Below are 25,118 nucleotides of genomic sequence, written 5' to 3'. Positions count from 1 at the left end.
GAAGCAATGGACAGGGACCAGACCAATTTCAAGCGGGAGCTGCTGGCCGTTCTGCCGAGCCTGCGCGCCTTCGCCATTTCGCTGATCGGCCGCCACGACCAGGCGGACGATCTCGTGCAGGACACGATCATGAAGGCCTGGGCGAAGCAGGAGCAGTTCGAGATGGGCACGAACATGAAGGCCTGGCTCTTCACGATCCTGCGCAACGAGCTCTACAGCAAGCTGCGCAAGCGCGGCCGCGAGGTGCAGGATTCCGACGGCATCTTCACAGAGAACCTCGCCCAGCATCCCTCCCAGTACGGCTCGCTGGACATGCAGGATTTCAAGAAGGCGCTGGAAAAGCTGCCGGACGAACAGCGCGAGGCCATCATCCTCGTCGGCGCCTCGGGCTTTTCCTACGAGGAGGCGGCGGAAATCTGCGGCTGCGCCCTCGGCACGATCAAGAGCCGCGTCAATCGCGCCCGCCAGCGCCTGCAGGAGCTTCTGCAGGTCAGCGGCGAAAGCGACTACGGTCCGGACGCCGTGTCCGCGCCGATCACCTCGCGTGCATTCGCATCCTGATGGCTAGAAAGCCGCCCGTCCTCGTGGCGGGCGGCGGAAAGATTGAGGGAGAACGGCGAAAATACAACCGTTTTCGCGCCTGACGGGTGAAATCGGACGTGGAATCGCCTACCAAAGGGCATGAAGGACAACGTTCAGCCATTGCCGACCGGTGTTGCTGCGATTCTCGGCGCGCGGGATCGGCTTGCGGCATTGCAAGCCGCCATGCCGGTCTTTCTTGGCCCCGATCCCGATTTCGACGATATTGTTGGCCTTGCCGCCTGTCTGGCCGATACCCCCATGGCCTTCGTCACCGTTCTCGGCGAGACGGACCAATGGTTCCTGGCGCGCCGCGGCACGCCGGACATCCGCTCTCCCTCGGAGGAGACCTTTTGCGCACGGATGCTGGCGGAGAAGGATGCCGCGCCGCTCATGGTGGCCGACGCGTGCAAGGATCCCCGCTTTTCCGGCCTGCCGAGCGTCAGCGGCGAGGCGCATGTCCGTTTCTATGCGGGCGCGCCGATCGTGATGGACGGCCAGTCCATCGGCACCGTCGCCGTCGTCGACAGGAAGGCGCGCACGGCCGCTGCCGATACCCTGCTGCCGCAGCTCGTCAAGCTCGCCTCGCTCGCGGGCGTCCTGATCCGCCAGAAGGAAGAGGCGCGGCGGCGCATGCTGGCCGCCGAGGTCCTGTCGCGTGACGAGAAGCGCCATGCGCTGGCGCTCGACGCCGCCAATGTCGCAAGCTGGATGTGGGACCTCTCCACGGGCATCGTGTCGGGCAACGATACTTTCCACCGCATGCTCGGCTTCCGCACGACGCGGCCGATGAGCGCGCGCAGCTTCTTCAGCGCGGTCCACCCCGCCGACCGCAAGACGACCATCGACCGGCTGCGCAACGCGCTCGCCACCGGCAAGGAATATGACGGCCTGTTCCGGGCGTCCAAGTCGGGCCGCTGGCTGCTCGGACGCGGCCGGGTGCATGAATGGGACGCGGAGGGCAAGCCGACACTCTTCCTCGGCATCAATGTCGACGTCACCGACGGGCAGCTCGCCTCCGAGCGCACGCGGCTCCTGCTGCGCGAATTGAACCATCGCGTCAAGAACACGCTCGCCATGCTGCAGTCGCTCGCCCGCCAGACCCTTCGCCAGACGAGCGATCCGGTGGAGTTCATGGATGCCTTTGCCGGCCGCCTGCAATCGCTCTCCGAGGCGCATGGGCTGCTCAGCGATCACGAATGGGGCGTCATCCATCTCAAGATGCTGCTGCAGAAGCAGATCATGCCTTATGCGCTCGACTACGAGAGCCAGGTCGAGATCCACAAGGACGAGGTGGAACTGGGGCCGGACGAGGCGGTCGGCCTCGGCCTCGTGCTGCACGAGCTTGCCACCAATGCCCGCAAATACGGGGCGCTCTCGGTCCGCTCCGGCAAGGTGGTGATCACGGCGCGCATCGTCAACGAAGAGGGCCGCCGCGTGCTCAACATGACCTGGCACGAGGTCGGCGGGCCGCCGGTCAATCCGAACGGGCGGCGCGGCTTCGGCTCCGTGCTGATCGAGCGCAGCCTCGACAAGATCCTCGGCAGCAGCGTGCATGTCGAATATCTGCCGAAGGGCGTTACGGCCGTCGTGCGGATGCCGCTGTAAGTTTTAAGGAAACGGACGTCCTTGTGCGCCCGTTCGGGCGCACGGCTCTCTTGTCAGCAATCCCCGGATTGTCAGTCAGTCGTCGCGGCGCGATTTCGGCGCCAGCAGGAAGCCGAGGGCAAGCGCCACGGCCGTCGCGGCGAAGGGCTTTTGCGTGGCGACGGTGGCGGCCGCGGCCATCAGGTCGCGGCGCGCGGCAAGCTGCTGCCGGCGGATGCGGCGCAGTTCCCGCTCCCGCCTGTTGCGGGCGGCGACGACGACGAGCACGATGATGGCCAGCAGGAGGAAGCCGCCGGCAAGGCCGAAGAGGGCCGGCGCCGTGCCGTAGCGCTCGGCCAGCAGCACCGCGCCGCCGACGACGGCCAGCACATAGGCGGTGACGAGCAACACGCCGGCGATCAGGCCGCCGATCGCGTTGCGCCGGGCGCTGTCGACCGTTTCCTCCACCCGGTCCGTGACGCGGGTGACGAGATTTTGCACGAGAATGGCCCCCAGTGACAGCATGCCTTGTGTGCTCCGCGGAAGTGAGGGGACGCCGGAGCGTCCCGGGATCGTGAAGGGATGGATCAGCGCCGCAGGAGCGCGGCCAGAAGGAAGCCGGCGGCGGCGGCAACGCCGAGCGTCGTCAGTGGGTGCTCCTTGACGGCCTTGCGGGCCATGCGGCCGGAATCCTGGTAGCGGGACTGGAGCTCGGAGAGGATGTCCTCGCCGGCGGCGATCATGTCGCGGAAGTCGCTTTCCGCGCGGTCCTTGAGGCCATGCGCGGCATCGCTCATCTCGGCCTTGGCCGCCCGGGCCTTCTTGCGGATGTTTCCTGCCCCCTTCGAGGCGTCGTCGGCGAGCAGGCGGGCGAGCGAGGCGATTTCCTCGCGAAGTTCCGTGATCTGGTCCTCGACGGCCAGGGCTTCGTCCTTGAGCCCGTTTTTGAGGTTCTTGCTGCGGGATGAAAACATTCCGTTGGCCATGCCGTTTCTCCTTTGCGGTCGCCCGCGTGTTCGCGGGCCGAACTGCGCTCCACCCCCTTGGCGGAACGGTCTTCCGGGGCAGAAAACGTGCAATGTCGCAAAAAGTTCCCTGGATCTGCTCCAGGACGCTGGAACGTCAGGCCGAAGCGGTATGGGGCAGCACGAAGGGCACGCCCGCCTCGGGCACGCCGTTGATGCGCATGCGGCAGCCGAAGACGGCTTCCATCGCATCGTCCGTCATGACATCGGCCGGACGCCCCGCCCGCTCGATGCGGCCGGCCTTCATCATCACCATGTGGTCGGCGAACATGGCTGTGAGGTTGAGGTCGTGCATGACGGCGATCACCCCGCCGCCGTTTTCGCAATAGCGGCGGGCGAGCTGCATGATGGTGAGCTGGTGGCGGATGTCGAGCGCCGAGACCGGCTCGTCGAGCATCAGGAAGCAGGGCTCGCCGTCGAGGACGGGCTCCCAGATCTGGGAGAGCACGCGGGCAAGCTGCACGCGCTGCTGCTCGCCGCCGGAAAGCTCCTGGTAGAGCCGCCCGGCAAAGCCCGAGAGGTCGACGGCGCGGAGCGCCTCGGCCGTGATGGCGTCGATGCGGTCGGCATGGCGGTTCGGGCCGACGGTCAGGCCGAGGCGGACGATCTCGCGCACGGTGAAGGGAAAGGCGATGGTCGCGGCCTGCGGCAGCACCGCGCGCTTGATGGCGAGCTGCCAGGGCTCGAGCGCGCGGATGTCGTGGCCGTTGAGGGTGATGTCGCCCTTGCTGGCAAGCTCGCCGGCGACCGCCTTCAGCGTCGTCGTCTTGCCGGAGCCGTTGGGGCCGACGATGGCGGTCAGCTCGCCGGCCTTCGCCTCCAGCGATACGCCATGGACAATGGTCTTGCCGGAAAGGCTGACCGTGAGGTTCCTTGCAGCGATCATCGCGTCCTACCAGCCGTTCCGCGTGCGGTCGCGCAGCAGCACCCAGAGGAAGAAGGGCGCGCCGGCCAGCGCAGTGATGATGCCGATGGGCAGTTCCGCGGGGGCGACGATGGTGCGCGCCAGCATGTCCGCCCCGAGCATCAGCACGCCGCCGAGCAGCGCGGAGGCCGGCAGCAGGTAGCGATGGTCCGGGCCTATGACGATGCGCAGCAGGTGCGGCACCACGATGCCGACGAAGCCGATGCCGCCGCTAACGGCGACCGAGGCGCCGACGGCGCCCGCCACGGCCACGACCGCGGTGTATTTCAGCCGCTGCACCTTCACGCCCATGTGGAAGGCGGCGGCCTCGCCGAGGGTGATGGCGTTGAGCCCGCGCGACAGGAAGGGCACGACGAGGAGGGCGATCAGGATGATCGGGCCGGCGGCGAAAAGCTTCACCCAGGTCATGCCCGAGAGCGAGCCGAGGCTCCAGAAGGTGACGTCGCGAAGCTGCTTGTCGTCGGCCATGTAGATGAGGATGCCGGTGACGGCGCCGGCAAGGGCCGCGATGGCGATGCCGGCGAGCAGCATGGTGGCGACGGAGGTCTGCCCGCCGCGCGTGGCGATCTGGTAGAGCAGCAGCGTCGTCAGAAGCCCGCCGAGGAAGGCGGCAAGCGGCAGCGCATAGGCGCCGAGCGCCAGCATGAGGCCGGTCGGCAGGCTGCCGCCGAGCACGATCATCAGCACCGCGCCGAGCGCCGAGCCCGAGGAGATGCCGACGAGGCCGGGATCGGCGAGCGGGTTGCGGAAGAGGCCCTGCATGACGGCGCCCGACATGGCGAGCGCCGCGCCGATCAGGAAGCCGAGCAGGGCGCGGGGCATGCGGATGTCGAAGACGATGATGCGGTCGCGCATGCTGAGCGCGGTGTCTTCCGCGCCGGTGAGGAGCGCGCCGATGACATTGACCGCCGATGCGTCCGACGCGCCGGTCGCGATGGACAGCGCGATCGCGGCGACCGACAGGATGACGAGGAGACAGAGGGTGAGGCGGGCGATCGCGGTGCGGTCGCCGGCCGCCTGCCCGCCGGCGGCGCGCATCAGGAAGGACCTGCGTGCGACCGGGCCGCGCATGGCGTCATTGAGAGACATTGCCGGGCTTGCCGTAGAGTTCTTTGTTGAGGTCGCTGACGGCCGAGGCGGTGCGCGGTCCGAAGCCGAGCAGGTGCAGGCTGTTCATGCGCAGGACCGCCTTGTTCTTGCCGGCCGGCGTCACGGCGATGGCGGGATGGGCGAGCACTTCCTCGTCCGTGCTGCCGGCGCCCGGGCGCGTCATGACCATGACGACGTCGGGCTTGGCATTGATGACCGCCTCGTCGGTGAGCGGCTTGTAACCGTCGAAGGTGCCTTCGGTGGCGTTGATCGCGCCGGCAAGGCCGATGATGCCGTCGGCGGCCGTGTGGTTGCCGGCGGCCATGATGCGGCCGTTCTGGAAGCTCAGGATGAAGAGCACGCGCTTGCGCTCGCTTTCCGGCCGCTTGGCGGCATCGGCGATGGCGCCGTCGAGTTCGGCGCCCACCTTCTCTTCCAGCGCCTTCGCCTTTTCCGGCACGCCGAGGAAATTGCCGACAACGTCGATCTTCCTGAGGATCGCGGCGCGGTCATAGCCTTCCGGCACGGTTTCGAAGGGAATGCCGGCGCTCTTCAGCACGGCCAGCGCATCGGCCGGGCCGCTGCCTTCCACCGCGAGGATCGCGGTGGGATTAACGGCGATGACGCCTTCCGGCGAGAGGGCGCGCATGTAGCCGACGTCCGGCAGCTTCAGCGCCTCCTCGGGATACATGCTGGTGGAATCGCGCGCGACGATCCGTTCGCCTTCGCCGAGCGCATAGACGATTTCCGTCACCGCGCCGCCGATCGTCACGAGCTTCGACGTGTCGACCTTCTGCATGTCCTGCGCGGCCGCCCTGCGGACGAAGCCGCCGTCGACGGGCATGGTGAAGGGCGCCAGCAGCGGGGCGGAAAGCGCGAAGACGGTGAGGGCCACTTCCCACGGGCGGGCGCGGCGCAGATCGAAGCTCTTGCTCATGATCGTAATCCTTGGGTCGTGGTCCCTGGGGTCGTGTTCCCCGATGGTGCTCGTCTTCAGGCGGCGGCGCTGTCGGGGCGCGGCAGGCCGTCGAGGATCTCGCGCCAGTCGGCGCGCTCGCTCATGCCTTCCTTCCGCTTGCCGAAGAACTGGACGATCATCTCGCCGCTCGCGTCATAGGCTTCGAGCGAGGTGACGTGGCCGTCGCTGGTCGGCTTGCGGACCACCCAGCATTCGGCGATGTGGTCGGTGCGCAGGTGCATGTGGAAGGTGGGGTCCATCACGTTGATCCACGGGCCCATCGGCTGGATGTTCTTCACCGGGCCGGTGTGGATCTGGATCGTGCCGTGATTGCCGACGAAGCACATGATCTCGGCGTCGCGCTCGGCCGAGGCGCGCAGCAATTCGCTGACGGCATCGGCGCGCACCTGACGGGCGAAATCCTCGCCGACGCTGCGCACGGCGTCCTGGCGGGCGATCTTCAGCTTGCGCAGCATGCCGAAGAACTGGTGCGTATCCGTCATGGCGCTCCAGTTCTCGCGCAGCGCGTCGACGTCGACCGGGCCGGTCTCGACGGTCTTTTCCAAGACGACTTCCACGAATTCCTGCGACTGGTCCTCCAGGCGGAAGTCGGCGACGATGGCCTCGTAGGCTTCGAGGCTGGAGGCCGGGCGAAGGTGGACCTTGTGCACGGCGTCGCCGGCCTTGTCGAAGAACTGCAGGCTGCGGCGGGCCTGTTCGCCGTCCGTCTTCGTCACGGCGAAGCCGTGGGCCCAGGTGCCCGGGAAGATGCGCAGGTCGATGTTCTCGCCGAGCACGATCGAGGCGTGCTTGCCGGTGGTGACCTTCTCGAACACGCCGATCTTCTCGTGCACGACGCTTTCGTTGCGGGTCAGCGCCATGATCTCGCCGAGGGTTTCGGCGCGCTCGAGGAAGCGGTTGGCGCTGCCGTCGATGCGGATCGCGGTGAGCCCGACCTCGGCCGCGACGAGCGCCGCCTCCGAAATGCCGAGCTGGGCGGCGATGTCACGCTCGCGCATCTTGGGGTTTTCCGCGCGGAAGGCGCGGATTTCGGCAGGGGTCGGTCGGGTCGTGTCGGTCATGGTCGCGGCCTTCGTCAAATGTTCCGGGCCAATTTCCTTTCGGCTTCCCCTTGGCTGATTTCATCGGCGAAACAGGAGTTTGCAGCGGAATTTGGCGCTTACTATCTTGACTTGATTACTCATATTTATCTATAGGCGCAATACCGGACTGACAACCTCATGTTAATTTTGTAAGACTCCGTTAGCCAGGGCGGATGCCCGGGCCGGGAACCCGAAACAGGCAAGCCATGATCGTACGCACCCTTCTACTCTCGTCGATGCTTGCAGCCGCCGCCGTCTCCGGCGCGGCCGCGCAGGAAGCCGCTCCCAAGGGGCTGGATGTCGAACTCAATGCGCTTGCCGCCTCGCAGAAGGGCTGCCTCTTCACCTTCGTCGCGGTGAACGGCTTTCAGCAGAACGTTTCGAAGGTCTCCTTCGAATTCGTGATCTTCAACGACAAGGGCACGGTGGAGCGGCTGGCGCTGCTCGACTTCCGCGACCTGCCGGCCGGCAAGTCGAAGGTGCGCCAGTTCGACGTGCCGGGCATCAAGTGCGAGGCGGTGAAGAACCTGCTGATCAACGACGCGCCGGTCTGCGAAGGTGAGGGGCTCGACAAGGCCCGCTGCATGGACGGCATCGTCACCCGCAGCAAGGCATCGGCCGGTCTCGAAGGTTGAGTTGAGTGGCGGCCCGCATGACGCGGGATCGCGGAAAACGGAATGGTGGATAAGACGATGGCTGGAAGCAAGTGGCTCTGGATCGGTGCGGGGGCTCTTTCCCTGCTGGCCCATGCCGGGGCGGCCGCGATCCTCACCATGACGCCGGCGGCGCCGGAAGACGAGGCGCTGATCGCCGGCGGCGTCGTCGCGGAAGTGGCCATGCTCGGCAACGGCGCCTTCGAGGCGGTCGAGTCGGGCAATCCCGAAGAGGCGATCACACCGGAAGCGATCCAGCCCGACATCACCGAGCCGCAGGAAGTCGCGGAAATCCAGCCCACGGAGATCCAGCCCGAGACGACGGAGATTACGCCCGTCGATCCGGTGATCTCGGAGCCCGTGCAGGAGCTGATCGTTCCCTCCGCCGAGGTGGAGATCGCCGCGATCCCGATCCCGGAAATCAAGCCCGAGGTCGAGCCGGAAGAGGAGATCAAGCCGGTTCCCGAGGTGAAGAAGGAAGAGCCGGTCAAGAAGGTCGAGCGCAAGAAGCCGAAGCAGAAGGTCGTCCGCAAGGCCGGCGAGAAGGGCACGGCGAAGGTGAATGCCACGAAGGGCGAGGTGGACGGCTCGGCCGACGTGAAGACCGCTTCCGTCGGCGGCCAGCAGAAGGGCAATTCATCGACGGCCGGCAATGCCGCCGTCAGCAATTATCCGGGCAAGGTCCGCAACAAGATCAACCGCGCCAAGCGGCGCGCGCCGGGTGGCGAGAGCGGCAGCGTGGTCGTGAGCTTCGTCGTGGGTTCGGGCGGGCAGGCGAGCGGCATCCGCGTTGCGCGCAGCTCCGGCAGCGCGGCGCTCGACAGGGCCGCGGTCGATTCGGTGCAGCGGGCCGCGCCCTTCGCGAAGATCCCCGAGGCCGCGGGGCGCTCGTCCTGGGCGTTCAACGTGCCGATCGTGTTCAACTGAGGCGATCTTTCCCGCCGCCTTCCGGACGGCGGGATTTTTTTGTCGGAAAATATGACTTTGATAGTCATGTTTATACTTTACTCTGAAAATCAAGTTTTGTAGGTTGCCCCGGACTGAGGCTCCGCCCACGCGGAGTGCCAAAGGGGATACTGCATGAATATGATGACTGCGGGCCGCATGGAGTCGGTCCTGAAGGCAATGATCGCCGAGCGCGACCGGCGCATCGCCGATCTGGAGCGCCAGCTTGCCGCGCTCCGCAAGCAGATGGCCGAGGGTTTGCAGGAGGGAGCGGCCGCAGCGCCGGCCGCCCCGCGGATGGAGGTGCGGGCGCCGCAGGCGCAGGCCCCCCGCAGCGTGGAAGTCACCAGAGTAAAGCGCCGGACCGGCGAAGCGGAGAGGAAGGCGATGCGCGAGAAGAGGCAACAGCAGCAGGCCCGCCAGCGGCAGGACAATGACGAGAGGGCCGAGGGCAAGGCGGGCCTCGAAGGCCGCAGCTTCCTCTATGTCGGCGGTCGCGACTGCCAGGTGGCGCATCTGCGCCAGATCGCCAGTTCCTACGGCGCCAACCTCATCCATCACGACGGCGGCCTGCGCGAGGCGGTTTCCCGCATCGACAACGTGCTGCCCTCCGTGGACTGCGTCTTCTGCCCCATCGACTGTATCAGCCATGATGCCTGCATCCGCGTGAAAACGGGCTGCAAGAAGTGGGAGAAGGCCTTCGTGCCGCTGCGCAACGGCAGCAAGTCCTCCTTCGAGCGGGCCCTGCAGAGCATGAGCCAGGGAGATAGTACCCAGTGAATGACGAAAGACCCGAGGCCTTCGCGATGATCGGCCTGCACAAGCTGGCCGCCCAGAACGGCGACGGCCTCGTACCGGAGCTCTATGCCCTCCTGACGCGCCGCGCTTGCCTGCTGGACAGCGCCAATGTCGTGGAATTTCCCGTGCACGACGCCCGCCCGCCGGCGCGCCGGGCGGCTTTCGAGGACGATATGGCCCTCGATGCGCGCAACGACAATGTCGTCGCGTTCTCCTCGCTGCGTCGCGCGCCCTCCGGGCGCTGACGTCAGGCTTGCTTCTTAGAGCATTTCCGCTTTTCTCCGAATCGCGAAAACGCTCTAACTCTTTGTTTTAACGCAATTCCGGACGCAAAACCGCTTCACACTTTTGCTGGAATTGCTCTAGGCAGGAACGCGCCGAGCGCCACTGCCAGCCATCCCGCCATCATCACGACGCCGCCGGTCGGCGCGGACATGGGGAAGAGCCCGTGTCCCGCCGAATGGCGGAAGACGAGGTCGCCGGCAAAGAGCGCCGTGCCGAGGGCCAGCAGCAGCGCGGCGAGCGGCGCGGTCCGCACCGCAGGCCAGGCCGCGTGGAGCGCGACCAGCGCCGGGGCATGGGCAAGGCACATGGCGGAAGCGCCGGCCATCAGGCGCGGATCGCTGCCATGCGAGGCGGCCGCGGCCGTTGCGACGCCGGCAAGGCCCATCAGGCCGGCGACGAGAAGGCTTGCCGAGCGGAGCGAAAAGGACATGGATGACTCCCGGGGCTATTCCTGGTTCTGCATGTGGTGGGCAAGCCGGGTGACCGGCTCGAGGATGATCTTCCGCAGGCCCTCGCCGGGCACCGTCTCTTCCAGCGCGCGCACGAAGCAGAGCAGCCATTCGTCCCGTTCGGCCGGGCCGATCGGCGCCACGAAATGGCGGCGGCGCAGCATGGGGTGGCCGCGCTTCTGCGTATAGAGCGGCGGGCCGCCGAGCCAGCCGGTCAGGTATTCGTAGAGCTTTTCCTCGCTGCCCGTCAGGTCCGGCGGATGGATGGCGCGGCAGCGGGCCGCTTCCGGCATTGTATCCATCAGTTCGTAGAAGCGGCGCGTCAGGGCGCGCACGCCCGTCTCGCCACCCACCGCCTGGTAGAGGGTGATCGTCTCGCCCTGCCGTTCCTGCTCTTCCGTCGCGTCGGTCATGGTTCTTCCCGTTGTCCAGGGTCTTAGCGCCGCCGCATCCGCCACGCAATCCCGGCTGAAAAGCTGCGGCAATGCGCCCGGGAGTGCCGTTTGGAGGAGATTGACAAGAAACCGTCCGGACGGTATGTTTTTATCATGAGCAAGGCCCATCACCGCAAGAAGCATCCCGAAGCCGTCCGCCAGCAATTGCTGGAGGTCGCGGCGAAACTGTCGCTGGAGAAGGGGCCGGCGAGCGTGACGCTCGATGCCGTTTCCCAGGCGGCGGGGGTCAGCAAGGGCGGTCTGCTGCACCATTTCCCCAACAAGCTGTCGCTGCTCGACGGCCTGTTCGACGACCTGACGGAAAAGTTCGACCGGGCGCTTGCCGAGCGAATGCGCGACGATCCCGAGCCGAAGGGCCGCTTCACGCGGGCCTATGCGGCGATCTGGTTCCTGCCGGAGGGCCTTTCCGACGGCGAGCAATGGAAAGTGCTCACCGTCGCGCTCATCTCCGAGCCGCACCTGCGCGAGCGCTGGGGACAATGGGTCGACCGGCACCTTGCCGAAAATGTCGGCACGGATTCGACGCTCGACGCCATGCTCGTCCGCTATGCGGTGGACGGGCTGTGGCTGGCCGACCTGCTCGGGGCGCCGGCCATGGATGCCGCAACGCGCGCGGCCATGCTGGAGCGCCTGATGGCCCTGTCGCGCACCTGACCGTCTTTGCAATCTGCGCCGGAAGGCGCCCGTTGGCGCGGCCCGCGCCGGAGACCTCGCATGAACATCACCGCCGTCTATGCCGTCCTCGTCCTCGCCATCGTCTTCGAAGTGCTCGGCACCTCCGCCATGCAGGCCGCGCAGCACTTCTCCCGCCTCGGGCCGACCCTCGTCATGGTGGTCTGCTATGCCGTGGCGTTCTACTTCCTCTCCTGGAGCCTGCGCTACGTTCCGGTCGGCATCGCCTATGCGATCTGGAGCGGCCTCGGCATCGTGCTGATCTCGCTCGTCGGCTATTTCGCCTTCGGCCAGAAGCTCGATCTTGCCGCCATTGCCGGCCTCGGGCTGATCATTGCCGGCGTCCTCGTGCTGAACCTTTTCTCCAAATCGACATTCCACTGAAAGGGAGCCGGAATCGCGAGGGGACCCGCTTGCCAAAAAGCGGGACTGCCTCTAACGGTTTCGACGAATTGAAAGCGGTTTCAATTTTCGGCCTTGAAGGAATGGCACATGGCAATACGCACCATCGTATGGGGTGAGAACATCCACGAGCAGACGAACGAGATCGTCCGCTCGATCTATCCGAACGGCATGCACAACACGATCGCCGAGGCGCTGAACAGGGATCCGGCGATCCGCGCCACGACGGCGACGCTGCAGGAGCCGGAACACGGGCTCACCGAGGCCCGCCTTGCCGAGACGGACGTCCTCGTCTGGTGGGGCCACAAGGATCACGGCGCGGTCGACGATGCGGTGGTGGAGCGCGTGGCGCGGCGCGTGTGGGAGGGCATGGGCCTCCTCGTGCTGCACTCCGGCCATTTCTCCAAGATTTTCAAGCGTCTGATGGGCACGCCCTGCGCGCTGAAATGGCGCGAGGCGGGCGAGCGCGAGCGAGTCTGGGTGATCAATCCCCGCCACCCCATCGCCGAAGGGCTCGGCGAGAATTTCGTGCTGGAAAACGAGGAGATGTATGGCGAGCAGTTCTCCGTGCCGGAGCCGCTGGAGACCGTCTTCATCTCGTGGTTTGCGGGCGGCGAGGTGTTCCGCTCGGGCCTCACCTGGCGCCGCGGCGCCGGCAACATCTTCTATTTCCGCCCGGGCCACGAGACCTACCCGACCTATCACGACGCCACGGTCCAGAAGGTCCTGGTCAACGGCGTGAAATGGGCCTTCAACCCGCAGGGCACCTATGCGGCGATCCACGACGCGCCGAACGTGCCGGTCGACAAGGCCCTGGAGCCGATCGAGGAGCGCGGCCCGAAACTGCATGAGGCCGGCGAAGCCGGTTACCGCTGAGGCGAACGATGCGTCTTCTCGTTGTTGGAACAGGCGGCATGGCCAATACACATGCCAGATATTTTGCCGCGATAGACGGCGTCGAGCTGGTCGGCGCGGTCGATGTCGACCCCTCGCGGGCCAAGGCCTTCGCCGACCAGCACGGCATCGCGAACGTCTTCACCTCGCTGGAGGACGCCATCGCCTGGAATGGCTTCGACGCGGCGACCAATGTCACGCCCGACCGCGCCCACCATCCGACGACGCTGGCTCTGCTGGCGGCGGGCAAGCATGTGATGTGCGAGAAGCCGCTGGCGGAAAACCACGCCAAGGCCGACGAGATGGCCCGCGCCGCCGAGGCCTCCGGCCTCGTGACCATGGTGAACCTCACCTATCGCAACGTGGCGCCGCTGCAGAAGGCGCGCGCGATGGTGCTGGCGGGCGAGATCGGCCGCGTGCGCCATGTCGAGGCGTCGTACCTGCAAAGCTGGCTCGTCTCGAAGGCGTGGGGCAACTGGGCGACGGAAAGCCAGTGGCTCTGGCGCCTTTCCACCCGGCACGGCTCGAATGGCGTGCTGGGCGATGTCGGCATCCACATCCTCGATTTCGCCAGCTACGGCGCGGCGAGCGACGTGGACCACGTCTTCGCGCGGCTGAAGGCCTTCGACAAGGCGCCCGACAACCGGATCGGCGAATACGACCTCGACGCCAATGACAGCTTCACGATGACGGTGGATTTCGACAACGGCGCGCTCGGTGTCATCCATGCCAGCCGCTGGGCGACCGGCCATCTCAACGAGCTTCGCCTGCGCATGCATGGCGACAAGGGTGCCCTCGAGGTCATCCATTCGACCGAGGGATCGAAGCTGCGCGGCTGCCTCGGCGAGGATGTCGAGCAGGCCGTTTGGCGCGAGATCGACGCCGGCACGGTGCCGACCAATTACGAGCGCTTCGCAGCGGCCGTCGCGGCGGGCGAAAGGATCGAGCCGGGCTTCCGCCATGCCGCCGAGCTCCAGAAGGTGCTCGATCTTGCCATTGAAACCGAGAAGGGGCGCTGCGAGCTGGCGGTCTGATCTTAAGTCCGGGCCGGGCCTGTCGAGCCGCGGATGACGAACTCGACCGGCCAGACCTCCTGAAGCGCTTCCGGCGCTTCCCCCTGCAAAAGCCGCAAGGCCATGTCGCCGATCCGCCCGCCCGCCGCGCGGATCGGCGATTGCGTCGTGGTGACGGCCGGAACGAGATTGTCGGGGCTGAGATAGGGAAAGACGTCGTCATGGGCGATGAGCGAGACATCCTCGCCCACGGCAAGCCCCGCGATGCGGATCGCCCGCATCGCGCCGAGCGCCGACATCATCGACCCCGCGATGACCGCCGTCGGCGGGGCGGGGAGGGCGAGGAAGCCCTGCATGAGCCGGAAGCCGGTCTCGTCGGTGAATTCGCCGTGGCCGGTCAGCGCCGGATCCGCCGCGATGCCTTCTGCCGCGAGCGTCCTGCGGTAGCCCTCGTCCCGGTCGCGGGCATAGGTGCTGTCCGTATCGCCGTTGATGAGGGCGATGCGGCGATGGCCGAAGGCGGCGAGATGCTTCGTCGCGGTGGCGATGGCCCCGAAATTGTCGATGTCGAGGAAGGCGAAGGGCTTTTCCGCCTCGCTCCGCCCATGCACGATGAAGGGCAGGCCGAGCGCCTGCAACAGCGCGATGCGCTCGTCGGTGCAGGCGGGCGTATGCACGATGACGGCATCCACCCGCTTGCTCGCCGCAAGCCGGCGATAGGCGGCCACCTCGTCTTCCGCGGTCTCGACGGTCGAGACGAGGATGTCGATGCCTTCCTGCTGCAGGCGCGTCGAAAGACCGCCCATGAACTCGCTGGAATGGGGCCCGAAGCGCCCGCCGCCCTGGAAGACGATGCCGATGGCGCCGGCCCGGCCGGTCGCCAGCCGCTGGGCGATGCTGTTCGGGCGGTAGCCCAGCTGCTCCGCGGCCTCCAGCACGCGCGCGCGTGTCTCTGCCTTGACCTCCGGGTAGCCGCTTATCGCCCGGCTCACCGTCGTCTGGGAGAGGCCGATGCGCGCGGCAAATTCCTTGAGGTTCATCCTCTTCCCCTCGGAGGCAGTCTTTCGATTGCGGCCTTTATGGACTCTCCCGCCCATCGCCGCAAGCAAGGGCAGGGGCATGGCTGTCCGCTTCCGGTAAAGCCGTTCGCGCGAAGGCATCATTCAGGTTGCAGAATCCCGCTTGATAAATGTTAACGACACGTTAAGGTCCGGATTTGAACGACATGGTTGTGGCGGAGGTGAGTTTCGCTTCTGCTAATATGTCGATGGGGTGAGGGCCGGAGGGAACGCGGCCGCTCATCCGGGCCTTTCGGGCAGGGACGGCTTCGAGGGCTATTCGCGACGATTTTGGGGGGAAGATCATGCAGGCGGGCAGCGTGTTGCCGGCCGCGACGGGTCCGTCTGTTCGATCGGATCTGCAGCCGGAAAATCTCGACGCGAGGGCAGGCGGGCGGTCACGCGACGCCTTGGCGGGGCAGGGCCGGCCGGGCGCGCCGTTCGTGTATAGCCGGAGCGAGGCTGGCCGGCGGCCCGCCTATTTCCGCGTGCTGGAGCGGGTGTTCGGCGCGCGGCGGGCGCGGCTTCGCAGCCTCCTGTTCGCGCGGGCGCCAGTGCTTTTCCTTATGGTGGAGGAGGCGTTCCTTCTTTATGTACTGGTCGGGCTTTTCCGTGCCCTGCTGGGACGGCGGACCGTGGGGCTCCTGCTCAAGCCGGGGCCGCTCGCCATTTCGCCCCGCTGGGGAAACCGCTGGCGGCGCGCGGTGCTGCAAAGGCTGAAGCGCTGCCGCGCGGTGCGCACGCTCTCCATCGTGCCCTTCAGCGTCCTTCCGCCCGCCGCCGCCATTGCCGATGGCTATATCTACGATTTCCAGCTCTGGGACCTGAGCGAGGAGGAGCGCAAGGCGGTGAACGCTCTGCGCGCCGAGCGCCGGCCGGGCGACCGCCTTGTGCTGACGGCCATCGGCAGCCAGTGCGGCCGGAAAGGCTTCGATCTCTTCGCCGATATCTATGCCCGGTCCGCGCGGCTGCGGGCGTGCTACCAGTTCATCGCCTGCGGCAAGGTTGCCGTGGCCGCGGCCGAGCATGCGGAGGTCCTGCGCGAGGGCGGCGGCGTCACGGTCGACCGCTTCATCTCCGATGCCGAGCTGCTGGGCGCCTATGCGGCGAGCGATGCGATCTGGTGCTTCTACCCGCGGACGGGGGACCACGCCTTCGGTATTCTCGGGCGGGCGGCGCAGCTCGGCCTTCCGGTGGTGGTGCGCGAAGGCTCGCTCGCCCATCGTCTGTGCGCCATCGAGGACGTGCCGCATCTCGCCGCCCGGATGGAGGGGCTTTCGGCCCGTCTCGCCGGCCCGCTGCCGCCGCGGGACGAGCTGCGCGGCCGCCGCGCGGCCGAGCGCTTTGCCCTCGAAAGCGAGGCGACGCTGCGCGTCGCCCTCGGCCTTGCCGCGCCGCATACGGCCACGGAGGCATAAAGCTCTCAGGTGAGCCGCTTGCCGTCCTCGCCGATCACCTTCTCGCCATCCTCCTTGGCGAAAGGCCCCTTGTGCGTGTCGGGAAGGATATCCAGCACGACTTCCGAAGGCCGGCAGAGCCGCGTTCCGAGCGGCGTCGTCACGAAGGGGCGGTTGATGAGGATCGGCTCGGCCAGCATGTGGTCGAGCAACTCATCGTCCGACAGCGCGGGATCGGCAAGGCCGCGGGCAGCATAGGACGCCTCCTTCTCACGAATGGCGGCGCGCACCGCAAGGCCGGCGGCGGCGATCAGGGCCCGCAGCTCCTCCCGTGTCGGCGGTGCGGCGAGATAGTCCACGATCCTCGGCTCGATGCCGGCATTGCGGATGAGGGCCAGCGTGTTGCGCGAGGTGCCGCATCGCGGATTGTGATAGATGATCGCTTCCATGGCCGGCCTTTTGAAGAGGTGTCCGGCAAGGGATACGCGATCCCGGCGCAGCGTCAAGCCGGAAGGCGAGGCGACGCCATCCCCGCCATTTCGGAGCTGGCGTTCAGCGCCCTGTCAGCCGCAAGGCCTTTCCTGCCGCCGAAACCGGCAGGAAAGGCGATCATGAAACGGTTCTTGAAATGGACAGGGCTTGCGTCCGTCGTGGCGGGCCTCGGGCTCGGCATCTATCTCGTGGCAATACAACTGACAGGAAATTTCGCCGCCGTGGTGCCGGGGGAAGCCTACCGCTCCAACCAGCCCACGCCGGCCGATCTTGCGGCCTATGCTGAGCGCTACAAGATCCGCACCGTCATCAACCTGAGAGGCCGGGATGAAAAGTCGGCCTGGTACAAAAACGAGGCCGCCGCCGCAAGACAGCTCGGCCTCACCCTGATCGACTTCCCCCTGAACGCCAGCCGGCGCCTCGACGCGAAGACGGCGGACGGCCTTGTCGCAACCCTCCGCGACGCTCCACGCCCGATCCTTATCCATTGCCGCTCAGGCGCCGACCGAACCGGCCTCGCCTCCGTCATCTATCTCTCCCGCATAGCCCAGAAAGACGAGGAAACCGCCGAACGCCAGCTCTCCATCCGCTACGGCCATTTCGGCGTTCCCTTCTTCTCTCCCACCTATGCGATGGACGAAAGCTGGGAGGATATGGAGGCCGCGGCGCGTTCCGCCGGCTGAGAGTTCCCGCTTGCAAAGGGCGGGTGCATTGGGTTCGGGAGAACGGGGCTGTGAAGAGAAGGGAAGCGATATGGAGGCGGCAAATATCGGCCGTCTCTGACCACTCTTCTGCTTCTTCAGCTTCCGCTGACCGGCTTACTCGCGAAACGCACGTAATTCATTTCATCCGTTTACTAGAGACGACGGACTCTCCAAAACTTGGATAGCGATAAGAGACCAGGCCGCAATCACTGAATGATGCAGGTCCCCGGCCAATCGCTGCATTGGCGGCCGGCGCAGTTCGCCAGAGACAAGCCAACGATCAAGATGCAGGTGATGGTGGTGATCTTCTTCAACGGATGGTTCCCTTGCGTCTGGCGATGTATGTGGCATTCAGCCATTCCACCGCGCCGGCGGCAACACACCATTTGTCGAGAGGTCCACAAAGGGTTGATTTTGGTGGCGCACCCGACAGGATTCGAACCTGTGACCTTTGGAATCGGAATCCAACACTCTATCCAGCTGAGCTACGGGTGCATCCAGGGCGATGACTCGCCTGTCCGATGAGAGGGTTCTTAACCCAGGTGGGGGCGGGCTTCAATGCGGAAATTGCGGAAATGGCAAACTGTTATGGGTTTGCCGGTGATGAAGGGGAAAGGCCGCCTCTTGGGGCGGCCTTTCTGGCGTTAGGGGGATCAGGCGGTCTGCATGGCGCCGGGGCCGGGGATGGCTTTTTCGGGGACCTTGCCGAGGATGATCATGCCGAGCACCTCGTCCTTGGTGACGTCCTCGGTGCGGGCGTGGCCCACCACTTGGCCGTTCTTCATCACCGAGACGCGGTCGGCGAGGTCGAAGACGTCGTGGATGTCGTGGCTGATCAGGAAGATGCCGATGCCTTCCTTCTTGAGCTGCTTGATCAGTTCGCCGACCTGCGCCGTCTCCTGGGGCCCGAGCGCCGCTGTCGGCTCGTCCATGATGAGGATGCGGGCGTTGAAGAGGATGGCCCTTGCGATCGCCACCGACTGGCGTTGGCCGCCGGAAAGCGCCTTCACCGGCTCCTTGAAGCGCTGGAAGTTGGGGTTGAGGCGGCCCATGACCTCGCGGGTCTTGGCCTCCATCGCCACGTCGTCGAGCGTGCCCCAGGGGGTGCGCAGCTCGCGGCCGAGATAGAGGTTGGCGGCGGCGTCGACATTGTCGGCGACGGCCAGCGTCTGGTAGATCGTCTCGATGCCGTATTTCTTGGCGTCGCGCGGGTTGGCGATGTCGGCGGGCTCGCCGTTGATCAGGATCTCGCCGCTGTCGCGCTTGTAGGCGCCGGAGAGGATCTTGATCAGCGTCGACTTGCCGGCGCCGTTGTGGCCGAGCAGGGCGACGACCTCGCCGGGATAGAGATCGATAGAGGCATTGTCCACGGCATGGATGCCGCCGAAGGAGATGGAGATGTTCTTCATCTCCACGAGGGGCGTACGGGTGTCCGTCATTGGGTGGGCTCCTCTTACTTGGCGCGGGCGCGGTAGATCGTGTCGAGCCAGACGGCGACCACGAGGACCACACCGACAACGATGCGCTGGAACGGGGTGTCGATGCCGACCAGCACCATGCCCGATTGCAGCGATTGCATGACGAGGGCGCCGAGCATGGCGCCCGCGATGGTGCCCATGCCGCCGCCGAGCGAGGTGCCGCCGATGACGGCGGCCGCGATGGTGTAGAGCTCGTCGAGCTCGCCCTGCGCGTTGGTCGCGGCGTTGAGGCGGGCGGTGGAGATGGCGGCGGCGATGGCGCAGAGCATGCCCATCAGCGCGAAGATCTTGACCGTGACCCAGCGGGTCTTGATGCCGGCGAGCTCGGCGGCTTCCTGGTTGCCGCCGATGGCGAAGACATAGCGGCCGAAGCGCAGGCGCGTCGAGATGAAGGTCATGACGATGCCGACGACGATGGCGATCAACACGGGGATGGCGATGCCGTGCGGGATGAAGAGGCCGCCGTCCGGCCAGGCGATGCCGTTGGCATCGGCATATCTGCGGGCGATGGCGACGGGCCAGGGATAGCTGTTGACGACCCCGACGGCGCCGAGCACCAGCGCGCAGCCGATGGCGACGAGGAAATATTCGGCCCACATGGGGCGAAGCGGAAAGCCGAAGCGCTTGCGCTGCTTGCGGGAATTAGCGATCGTCGCGACGATGGCGACGCAGGCGAGGGCGCCGACGATCCAGCTTGCCGTCGCGCCGATCGAGCCCTCGGTGCCGCCGCCCATCAGGCGGAAGGTGGCGTCCATCGGGGCGACCGTGCGCCCGCTGGTGACGAACCAGGTGGCGCCGCGCCAGACGAGCAGGCCACCGAGCGTGACGATGAAGGACGGCACGTTCATGAAGGCGATGATCGAGCCTTGCAGCGCGCCGATGGCGGCGCCGAGCAGGAGGCCGGCGAGCAGCGTGACAATCCAGGTGGCCGGATGGTTGAAGCCGAGAAGCTGCGGCAGCAGCTCGGCCTGCAGCACGCCCATGATCATGCCGACGAACCCGAGGATCGAGCCGACGGAAAGGTCGATGTTGCGCGTGACGATGACCAGCACCATGCCGGTCGCCATCACGGCGACGGAGGCGGTCTGGACGGAGAGGTTCCAGAGGTTTCGCGGCGTCAGGAAGAGGCCGCCGGACAGGAAGTTGAAGCCGATCCAGATGATCAGCAGCGCGCCGACCATGCCGAGCAGGCGCGTGTCGATCTCGGTCGCGCGGAAGAAGCGCTTCACCGGATTCTCGCTCGCCGAGCGCGCACGGTTGGCATGTGCGGTATTCGTGATGTCGGCCATGGTCTTGCCGTCCCCCTCACTTCTGTTGAACGTTCGTTTCGGGCGCGCAGTTCGGGTGCTGCTTCTTGAAAGGATGGATCCGCGTCATCCTCCGCCCGCTGCCCACCTTGCGCAAGCGCCGCAACGGTGTCGTTGCGGCGCCTGGCGATGGTCAGGTCGTTACCGGTAGATCGGGCTCAGTCGCAGGCTGCGACCGAACCGGCCTTCACGCCCTGGCAGGCCGCGTCCTTGGAGATCCAGCCGGCGTCGATGACGACGTTCAGGTTGTCCTTGGTGACGGGCAGGGGGGCGAGGAAGACGGACTTCATCTCGACGCCCTTCGGGCCGCCGTTGAAGGTGGTGACGCCTTCGATCTCGTCCATGGTCTTGCCACCGGCAAGCTCGGCCGCGATTTCCGCGGCGCGCTTGCCGAGTTCACGCGAGTCCTTCCAGACCGAGACGGTCTGCGTGCCGAGCGCGACGCGGTTGAGCGCGGCGTGGTCGGCGTCCTGGCCGGAGACCGGAACGGAGCCGGCAAGGCCCTGGGCCGCGAGCGCCGCGATCGCGCCGCCGGCGGTGCCGTCGTTCGAGGCGACGACCGCGTCGACCTTGTTGTCGTTCGCCGTCAGGAACTGCTCCATGTTCTTCTGGGCATTTTCCGGCTTCCAGCCATCGGTATAGGCTTCGCCGACATTCTTGATCTTGCCGGCGTCGATCGCTTCCTTCAGCACTTCCTGCTGGCCAGCGAAGAGGAAGTCGGCGTTCGGGTCGGCGGAGTTGCCCTTGATGAAGACATAGTTGCCTTCCGGCTTCACCTTGAACACTTCGCGGGCCTGCATGCGGCCGACTTCCTTGTTGTCGAAGGTGATGTAGAAGGCGGCCGGGTTTTCGATCAGGCGGTCGTAGCCGACGACCGGGATGCCTTCCGCCGCGGCCTTCTCGATGGCCGGGCCGATGGCATCCGAATCCTGCGCCAGGACGATGATGGCGTTGGCGCCCTGCGAGATCAGCGATTCGATGTCGGTCAGCTGCTTTGCGGCGGACGACTGGGCGTCAGCGGAAATGTACTTGTCGCCGGAAGCCTCGAGCGCTGCCTTGATGGCGGCTTCGTCGGTTTTCCAGCGCTCTTCCTGGAAGTTGGACCAGGAGACGCCGACGACGAGGTCCTTGGCGTGAACGGCGGAATGCATGGAAACGATGATGGCAGCCCCTGCCATCAGCTTCAAAACGGATTTCATCTTATCTCCTCCCAAGTGAACACCGGCCGCCTGGACGAACCCCGTCCTTTCAACGACCGGCCACGATAGCACTGTCTCGACAACCCCTCCCGACACGCCGGGACTTTTTTCTCGACAGTCGAGAAAATAAATGTCAGATGTTTCGAAGGCTGTCAACAAGGCTTTGACGGCTCTTGAACGGCGGCGTGACAGGTGCTTTGGAGGGGCATGTGTTGCATCTCATGAAAGCGAGCGGAAACAGGCGATGCTGGTGAAGTCGAGCACGGAGCTAGTGCGTCAGCAGAACAGCGCGCTCGTGCTCGCCTCCCTGCGCCGGCATGGCCCGCTCGCTCATACCGATATTTCCCAGCATACCGGCCTTGCCTCGGCGACCGTCTCGGCCATCACGGCGGAGCTCGAAAAGGCCGATGTGCTGGAGCGGCGCGAGCAGCAGGCGACCGCGATGCGCGGGCGGCCCCGCGTCATCTTCGGCCAGCGGCGTGCGGCGGGCTATCTCATCGCGGTGCGCATTTCCTCCGACATCGTGCAATATTCGCTGGCGGACTATGGCGGCACGCTGATCGACCGGTTCGAGGAGGCGCGCAACCATGCGGACAGCTCCACGCAGCCCTTTGCGGAGGCCTTCGTGGCGGCGCTGGAGAAGCTGGCAAGCCGGTCGCGGATCGCGCGGGAAGACGTGCTCGTCGTTTCGATCAGCAGCAAGGGGCTCGTCGATCCGGCGCTTGCGCGGCTCGTCTGGTCGCCGATCTTCGGGTCGCAGCAGGTGGATTTCGCCGCGCTGCTCCAGCCGCCCTGGCGGGCGAAGATCCTGCTCAGCAACGAGACGCTGCTTGTCGCGCATGCCATGGCGCTGCGCATGGAGCGGGCCGGCATGGAAAACCTGCATTCCGTCGCCGCGCTGTCGCTCGGCCACAGCATCGGGCTCGGCATCGCGCGCTTCGACCGCTCCGGCGAATTGTCGGTGACGGCGCCGAATTTCGGGCACATGCTGAATTCGTCGGACGGCAAGCTCTGCCGCTGCGGCTCGCAGGGATGCATCGAGGCCTCCGCCGGCTTCTACGGCATCCTGCGCACGGCCTTCGAAGTGCCGCCGGATACGATTCCAGCCAAGTTCGTGCCGCTGGCCGAGATGGACAAGATCGCGCTCCGGGCGCGGCAGGGGCACCGCATGTCGGAATATGCCTTCCGCCAGGCCGGGCTTGCGCTGGGGCAGGGGCTGTCGCGCATGGTCAGCCTCCACGAGAGCATGCCCATCGCCATCACCGGCCCGGGCACGCGCTATTTCGATCTCATGCGGCGCGGCCTCCAGGAGGGGCTGGCGCAGTCGCAGCAGGTCCGCCTCTTCGGCGCGCCGCCGATCACCGTCGTGCCGGAGGAGGCGACGCTGGTGCTGGAGGGGCATCTCGACCGGGCATTGGCGGAGATGGACCACGATATCATCGCGGCGCGGACGAGCGGGGATTAGGGCGCGCCCGCCGGACGCAAAAAGACCGGACGATGGAACCGCCCGGTCAGGTGCCTTGGCAGTCGTCTTCCGTCAGGCGACGGAGATCTGGCGCTTTTCTTCCACCGACTTCACGGCCGCGTCAGCGAGCGCCAGGGCGGCGAGGCCGTCGGCGCCGGAGGGCGAGATGGCGGCGCCCTTCTCGATGGCGGCGATGAAGGCCGCGATCTCGTTGGCATAGGCCTCGGTGTAGCGGGTCATGAAGAAATCGTGCAGTGGCGGGCGGGTGTAGCCGTCGCCGTTGGCGATCTCGATGGAGACCGGGCGCTGGTTCTCGGCGGAGACGACGCCCTTGGAGCCGTGCACCTCGATGCGCTGGTCGTAGCCGTAGGTGGCGCGGCGGGAGTTCGAGATGATCGCCTGCTTGCCGGACTTCGTCTGGAGGATGACGGAGACGCTGTCATAGTCGCCGGCCTTGCCGATTTCCGGATCGACCAGCACGGCTGCCGTCGCGAAGACAGAGGCGACCTCCTCGCCGAGCAGGAAGCGGGCCATGTCGAAGTCGTGGATCGTCATGTCGCGGAAGATGCCGCCGGAGCGCTTGATATAGTCGACCGGCGGGGCGCCGGGGTCGCGCGAGGTGATCGTCACCATCTCGACGTCGCCGATGCGGCCGTCGTCGATGGCCTTGCGGACGGCCATGAAATGCGGGTCGAAGCGGCGGTTGAAGCCGACCATCAGCTTGCCCCTGGTCTCCTCGACCACCTTCATGCAGGCGCGGACGCGGTCAACGTCGAGGTCGATGGGCTTTTCGCAGAAGATCGCCTTGCCGGCGCGGGAGAAGCGCTCGATGAGGTCGGCATGGGTGTCGGTCGGCGTGCAGATCACGACGGCGTCGATGTCCTTGGCGGCTTCGATCGCCTCGATGGTGCGGACCTCGCAGCCATACTGCTTGGCGATGGCGTCGGCAGCGGCGGGGAAGGCATCGGCGACGGCGACGAGCACGGCATCGGGATTGCCGGTCACGGCCTTGGCGTGGACCTTGCCGATGCGGCCGGCGCCGAGAAGACCAAATCTCACAGTCATCTTCATTCTCTCTGGTGTACTGCCGGCCGCGCCGGCGGGGAGGGACGGGGCGATGCGCTCGCCCCGCGAAGGCGCCGCGGCCGGGCCGCGGAGATTGAATCAGACCTTGCGCTTCTTCTGGCGGTAGACGTCGACGACGACGGCGGCCACGATGATCACGCCCTTGACGATCTCCTGGTAGAAAGCATCGACGCGCAGGAACGTAAAGCCCGATGTCATGACGCCGAGGATGACGGTGCCGATGACCGTGCCGGTGATGCGGCCGACGCCGCCGGCAAGCGAGGTGCCGCCGATGACGGTCGCGGCGATGGCGTCGAGTTCGTACATCACGCCCATGCCGGCCTGCGCGGTCTGGGCTCTTGCCGCGGTGACGACGCCGGCAAGACCGGCAAGCGCCCCGGCGATGGCATAGACCTTCACCAGATGGGATTCGACGTTGATGCCGGAGACGCGGGCGGCCTGCACATTGGCGCCGATGGCGTAGGTGAACTTGCCGTAGCGGGTGTAGCGCAGCGCGATGTGGAAGATCACCGCGACGACGAGGAAGATCACGACGGGCCAGATGCCGGTGCCGATGAAGTTGAACTGCTCGGTGAGGCCGGAGACCGGCTGGCCCTTGGTGTACCACTTGGAGATGCCGCGGGCGGAGACCATCATGCCGAGCGTGGCGATGAAGGGCGGAATCTTCGTCTTGGCGATGAGCTGGCCGTTGATGAAGCCGGCCAGAAGGCCGACGCCGATGCCGACGACGACCGGCACGATGACCGGAAGGTCCGTCAGCGAGGGATAGAGCGCGCGCGGCCATGTCGAGGCTTGGGCGAGCGAGGCGGTGAACATCGCCGTCATGCCGACCACCGAGCCGGACGACAGGTCGATGCCCCCGGTGATGATGACCTGCGTCACCCCGACGGCGATGATGCCGATGACCGAGACCTGAAGGATGATGATCGTCAGGCGCTGCGAGTTCATCAGGAAGCTCTGGCCGACGAAGATCCAGCCGAGGATCTCGTAGACCAGCGCGATGCCGACGAGGACGAGAAAGATGCTGAGTTCCGGCGGCAGCCGGCGGGCAGATTTCTGCGCGGCGACCTGGGCCTGCGCTGCGGAATTCGTGCTCATGA

Annotated in this window: 28 protein-coding genes and 1 tRNA gene; 13 read left to right on the top strand and 16 right to left on the bottom strand. The window is 66.4% G+C overall.

The annotated features are described in order from the left end of the window. The first annotated feature begins 6 nt into the window (after positions 1–6). Together ACZ1A1_RS13205 and ACZ1A1_RS13200 are read left to right on the top strand one after the other, a co-directional pair. Positions 7–561 carry an RNA polymerase sigma factor gene (locus ACZ1A1_RS13205; protein WP_119256868.1) on the top strand — a complete coding sequence of 185 codons (555 nt, stop codon included), beginning with the start codon at positions 7–9 and terminating at the stop codon, positions 559–561. A gap of 120 nt (positions 562–681) precedes the next feature. After that, on the top strand, positions 682–2,187 hold the full coding sequence (locus ACZ1A1_RS13200) for a sensor histidine kinase (protein WP_463620296.1): 1,506 nt from the start codon (positions 682–684) through the stop codon (positions 2,185–2,187). A 75-nt stretch (positions 2,188–2,262) separates the two neighbouring features. On the opposite strand, the gene ACZ1A1_RS13195 is transcribed toward ACZ1A1_RS13200, so the two are convergent. From ACZ1A1_RS13195 to ACZ1A1_RS13170, 6 genes are all read right to left on the bottom strand, one after another. Further along, complete coding sequence (locus tag ACZ1A1_RS13195) at positions 2,263–2,691, bottom strand: hypothetical protein (RefSeq protein WP_424547250.1); 429 nt, start codon at positions 2,689–2,691, stop codon at positions 2,263–2,265. A gap of 62 nt (positions 2,692–2,753) precedes the next feature. Beyond that, on the bottom strand, positions 2,754–3,152 hold the full coding sequence (locus ACZ1A1_RS13190) for a glycine zipper domain-containing protein (RefSeq protein WP_463620295.1): 399 nt from the start codon (positions 3,150–3,152) through the stop codon (positions 2,754–2,756). A gap of 136 nt (positions 3,153–3,288) precedes the next feature. Continuing rightward, entirely contained in the window at positions 3,289–4,077 is a 789-nt protein-coding gene (locus ACZ1A1_RS13185) for a heme ABC transporter ATP-binding protein (RefSeq protein ID WP_313193602.1), read from the bottom strand. A gap of 6 nt (positions 4,078–4,083) precedes the next feature. After that, positions 4,084–5,205, bottom strand: coding sequence for a FecCD family ABC transporter permease (locus ACZ1A1_RS13180; RefSeq protein ID WP_463620294.1), 1,122 nt, complete (start codon positions 5,203–5,205; stop codon positions 4,084–4,086). After that, entirely contained in the window at positions 5,192–6,142 is a 951-nt protein-coding gene (locus ACZ1A1_RS13175; protein WP_463620293.1) for a heme/hemin ABC transporter substrate-binding protein, read from the bottom strand. The genes ACZ1A1_RS13180 and ACZ1A1_RS13175 overlap by 14 nt, the downstream gene beginning before the upstream one ends. A 56-nt stretch (positions 6,143–6,198) precedes the next feature. Next, the gene (locus tag ACZ1A1_RS13170) at positions 6,199–7,245 is read right to left on the bottom strand and encodes a hemin-degrading factor (RefSeq protein WP_463620292.1); all 1,047 of its coding nucleotides are present in this window, start codon (positions 7,243–7,245) and stop codon (positions 6,199–6,201) included. 227 nt (positions 7,246–7,472) lie between these two features. On the opposite strand from ACZ1A1_RS13170, the gene ACZ1A1_RS13165 reads away from it, so the two are divergent. The 4 genes from ACZ1A1_RS13165 to ACZ1A1_RS13150 all read left to right on the top strand — a co-directional run bounded on the left by ACZ1A1_RS13165 (position 7,473) and on the right by ACZ1A1_RS13150 (position 9,907). Continuing rightward, complete coding sequence (locus ACZ1A1_RS13165; RefSeq protein ID WP_313193599.1) at positions 7,473–7,901, top strand: hypothetical protein; 429 nt, start codon at positions 7,473–7,475, stop codon at positions 7,899–7,901. A gap of 57 nt (positions 7,902–7,958) precedes the next feature. Continuing rightward, positions 7,959–8,846: a TonB family protein gene (locus tag ACZ1A1_RS13160; RefSeq protein WP_313193598.1), complete on the top strand. Its 888-nt coding sequence runs from the start codon at positions 7,959–7,961 to the stop codon at positions 8,844–8,846. A gap of 405 nt (positions 8,847–9,251) precedes the next feature. Beyond that, the gene (locus ACZ1A1_RS13155) at positions 9,252–9,644 is read left to right on the top strand and encodes a DUF2325 domain-containing protein (RefSeq protein ID WP_313193734.1); all 393 of its coding nucleotides are present in this window, start codon (positions 9,252–9,254) and stop codon (positions 9,642–9,644) included. Then, complete coding sequence (locus ACZ1A1_RS13150) at positions 9,641–9,907, top strand: hypothetical protein (RefSeq protein WP_463620291.1); 267 nt, start codon at positions 9,641–9,643, stop codon at positions 9,905–9,907. Before ACZ1A1_RS13155 ends, ACZ1A1_RS13150 begins: the two co-directional genes overlap by 4 nt. Positions 9,908–10,002: 95 nt before the next feature. On the opposite strand, the gene ACZ1A1_RS13145 is transcribed toward ACZ1A1_RS13150, so the two are convergent. After that, positions 10,003–10,377, bottom strand: coding sequence for a DUF423 domain-containing protein (locus tag ACZ1A1_RS13145; protein ID WP_313193596.1), 375 nt, complete (start codon positions 10,375–10,377; stop codon positions 10,003–10,005). Between the two features lie 15 nt (positions 10,378–10,392). Then, on the bottom strand, positions 10,393–10,809 hold the full coding sequence (locus tag ACZ1A1_RS13140) for a group II truncated hemoglobin (protein WP_463620290.1): 417 nt from the start codon (positions 10,807–10,809) through the stop codon (positions 10,393–10,395). A gap of 135 nt (positions 10,810–10,944) precedes the next feature. Between ACZ1A1_RS13140 and ACZ1A1_RS13135 the strand changes: the two genes are divergently transcribed. The 4 genes from ACZ1A1_RS13135 to ACZ1A1_RS13120 all read left to right on the top strand — a co-directional run bounded on the left by ACZ1A1_RS13135 (position 10,945) and on the right by ACZ1A1_RS13120 (position 13,853). Beyond that, positions 10,945–11,505, top strand: coding sequence for a TetR/AcrR family transcriptional regulator (locus ACZ1A1_RS13135; protein ID WP_463620289.1), 561 nt, complete (start codon positions 10,945–10,947; stop codon positions 11,503–11,505). 60 nt (positions 11,506–11,565) lie between these two features. Continuing rightward, entirely contained in the window at positions 11,566–11,907 is a 342-nt protein-coding gene (locus ACZ1A1_RS13130; protein WP_463620288.1) for an SMR family transporter, read from the top strand. 108 nt (positions 11,908–12,015) lie between these two features. Next, complete coding sequence (locus ACZ1A1_RS13125) at positions 12,016–12,801, top strand: ThuA domain-containing protein (protein ID WP_313193592.1); 786 nt, start codon at positions 12,016–12,018, stop codon at positions 12,799–12,801. Between the two features lie 8 nt (positions 12,802–12,809). Further along, on the top strand, positions 12,810–13,853 hold the full coding sequence (locus tag ACZ1A1_RS13120) for a Gfo/Idh/MocA family protein (RefSeq protein ID WP_415214730.1): 1,044 nt from the start codon (positions 12,810–12,812) through the stop codon (positions 13,851–13,853). Between the two features lie 2 nt (positions 13,854–13,855). Here the strand turns inward: ACZ1A1_RS13120 and ACZ1A1_RS13115 are convergent, their stop codons facing one another. Continuing rightward, a complete protein-coding gene (locus ACZ1A1_RS13115; RefSeq protein ID WP_463620287.1) occupies positions 13,856–14,872 on the bottom strand; it encodes a LacI family DNA-binding transcriptional regulator in 1,017 nt (338 codons plus the stop codon). Between the two features lie 461 nt (positions 14,873–15,333). Here ACZ1A1_RS13115 and ACZ1A1_RS13110 point away from each other — a divergent pair, with 461 nt between their 5' ends. After that, entirely contained in the window at positions 15,334–16,308 is a 975-nt protein-coding gene (locus ACZ1A1_RS13110; protein WP_463620286.1) for a hypothetical protein, read from the top strand. Positions 16,309–16,313: 5 nt separating this feature from the next. Here ACZ1A1_RS13110 and arsC read toward each other — a convergent pair whose 3' ends face one another. Beyond that, positions 16,314–16,736, bottom strand: coding sequence for an arsenate reductase (glutaredoxin) (gene arsC, locus ACZ1A1_RS13105; RefSeq protein WP_463620285.1), 423 nt, complete (start codon positions 16,734–16,736; stop codon positions 16,314–16,316). Between the two features lie 162 nt (positions 16,737–16,898). On the opposite strand from arsC, the gene ACZ1A1_RS13100 reads away from it, so the two are divergent. Continuing rightward, complete coding sequence (locus tag ACZ1A1_RS13100) at positions 16,899–17,462, top strand: dual specificity protein phosphatase family protein (protein WP_463620284.1); 564 nt, start codon at positions 16,899–16,901, stop codon at positions 17,460–17,462. Between the two features lie 439 nt (positions 17,463–17,901). Here ACZ1A1_RS13100 and ACZ1A1_RS13095 read toward each other — a convergent pair. The 4 genes from ACZ1A1_RS13095 to xylF all read right to left on the bottom strand — a co-directional run bounded on the left by ACZ1A1_RS13095 (position 17,902) and on the right by xylF (position 21,467). Then, positions 17,902–17,978, bottom strand: a tRNA-Arg gene (locus ACZ1A1_RS13095). A 158-nt stretch (positions 17,979–18,136) separates the two neighbouring features. Further along, positions 18,137–18,922, bottom strand: coding sequence for an ATP-binding cassette domain-containing protein (locus ACZ1A1_RS13090; RefSeq protein WP_313193586.1), 786 nt, complete (start codon positions 18,920–18,922; stop codon positions 18,137–18,139). Between the two features lie 14 nt (positions 18,923–18,936). Then, complete coding sequence (locus ACZ1A1_RS13085; RefSeq protein WP_203319654.1) at positions 18,937–20,250, bottom strand: sugar ABC transporter permease; 1,314 nt, start codon at positions 20,248–20,250, stop codon at positions 18,937–18,939. 176 nt (positions 20,251–20,426) lie between these two features. Further along, the gene (xylF, locus tag ACZ1A1_RS13080; protein ID WP_463620283.1) at positions 20,427–21,467 is read right to left on the bottom strand and encodes a D-xylose ABC transporter substrate-binding protein; all 1,041 of its coding nucleotides are present in this window, start codon (positions 21,465–21,467) and stop codon (positions 20,427–20,429) included. A 244-nt stretch (positions 21,468–21,711) separates the two neighbouring features. On the opposite strand from xylF, the gene ACZ1A1_RS13075 reads away from it, so the two are divergent. Beyond that, positions 21,712–22,932 carry an ROK family transcriptional regulator gene (locus ACZ1A1_RS13075; protein WP_463620282.1) on the top strand — a complete coding sequence of 407 codons (1,221 nt, stop codon included), beginning with the start codon at positions 21,712–21,714 and terminating at the stop codon, positions 22,930–22,932. 72 nt (positions 22,933–23,004) lie between these two features. On the opposite strand, the gene iolG is transcribed toward ACZ1A1_RS13075, so the two are convergent. Further along, entirely contained in the window at positions 23,005–23,997 is a 993-nt protein-coding gene (iolG, locus tag ACZ1A1_RS13070) for an inositol 2-dehydrogenase (protein ID WP_203319651.1), read from the bottom strand. A 99-nt stretch (positions 23,998–24,096) separates the two neighbouring features. Beyond that, the gene (locus ACZ1A1_RS13065; protein ID WP_234186600.1) at positions 24,097–25,116 is read right to left on the bottom strand and encodes an ABC transporter permease; all 1,020 of its coding nucleotides are present in this window, start codon (positions 25,114–25,116) and stop codon (positions 24,097–24,099) included. Positions 25,117–25,118 lie beyond the last annotated feature (2 nt).

The organism is Shinella sp. R2-11 (genome assembly GCF_055330205.1).
This window is presented reverse-complemented; position numbering and strand designations above follow the sequence as displayed.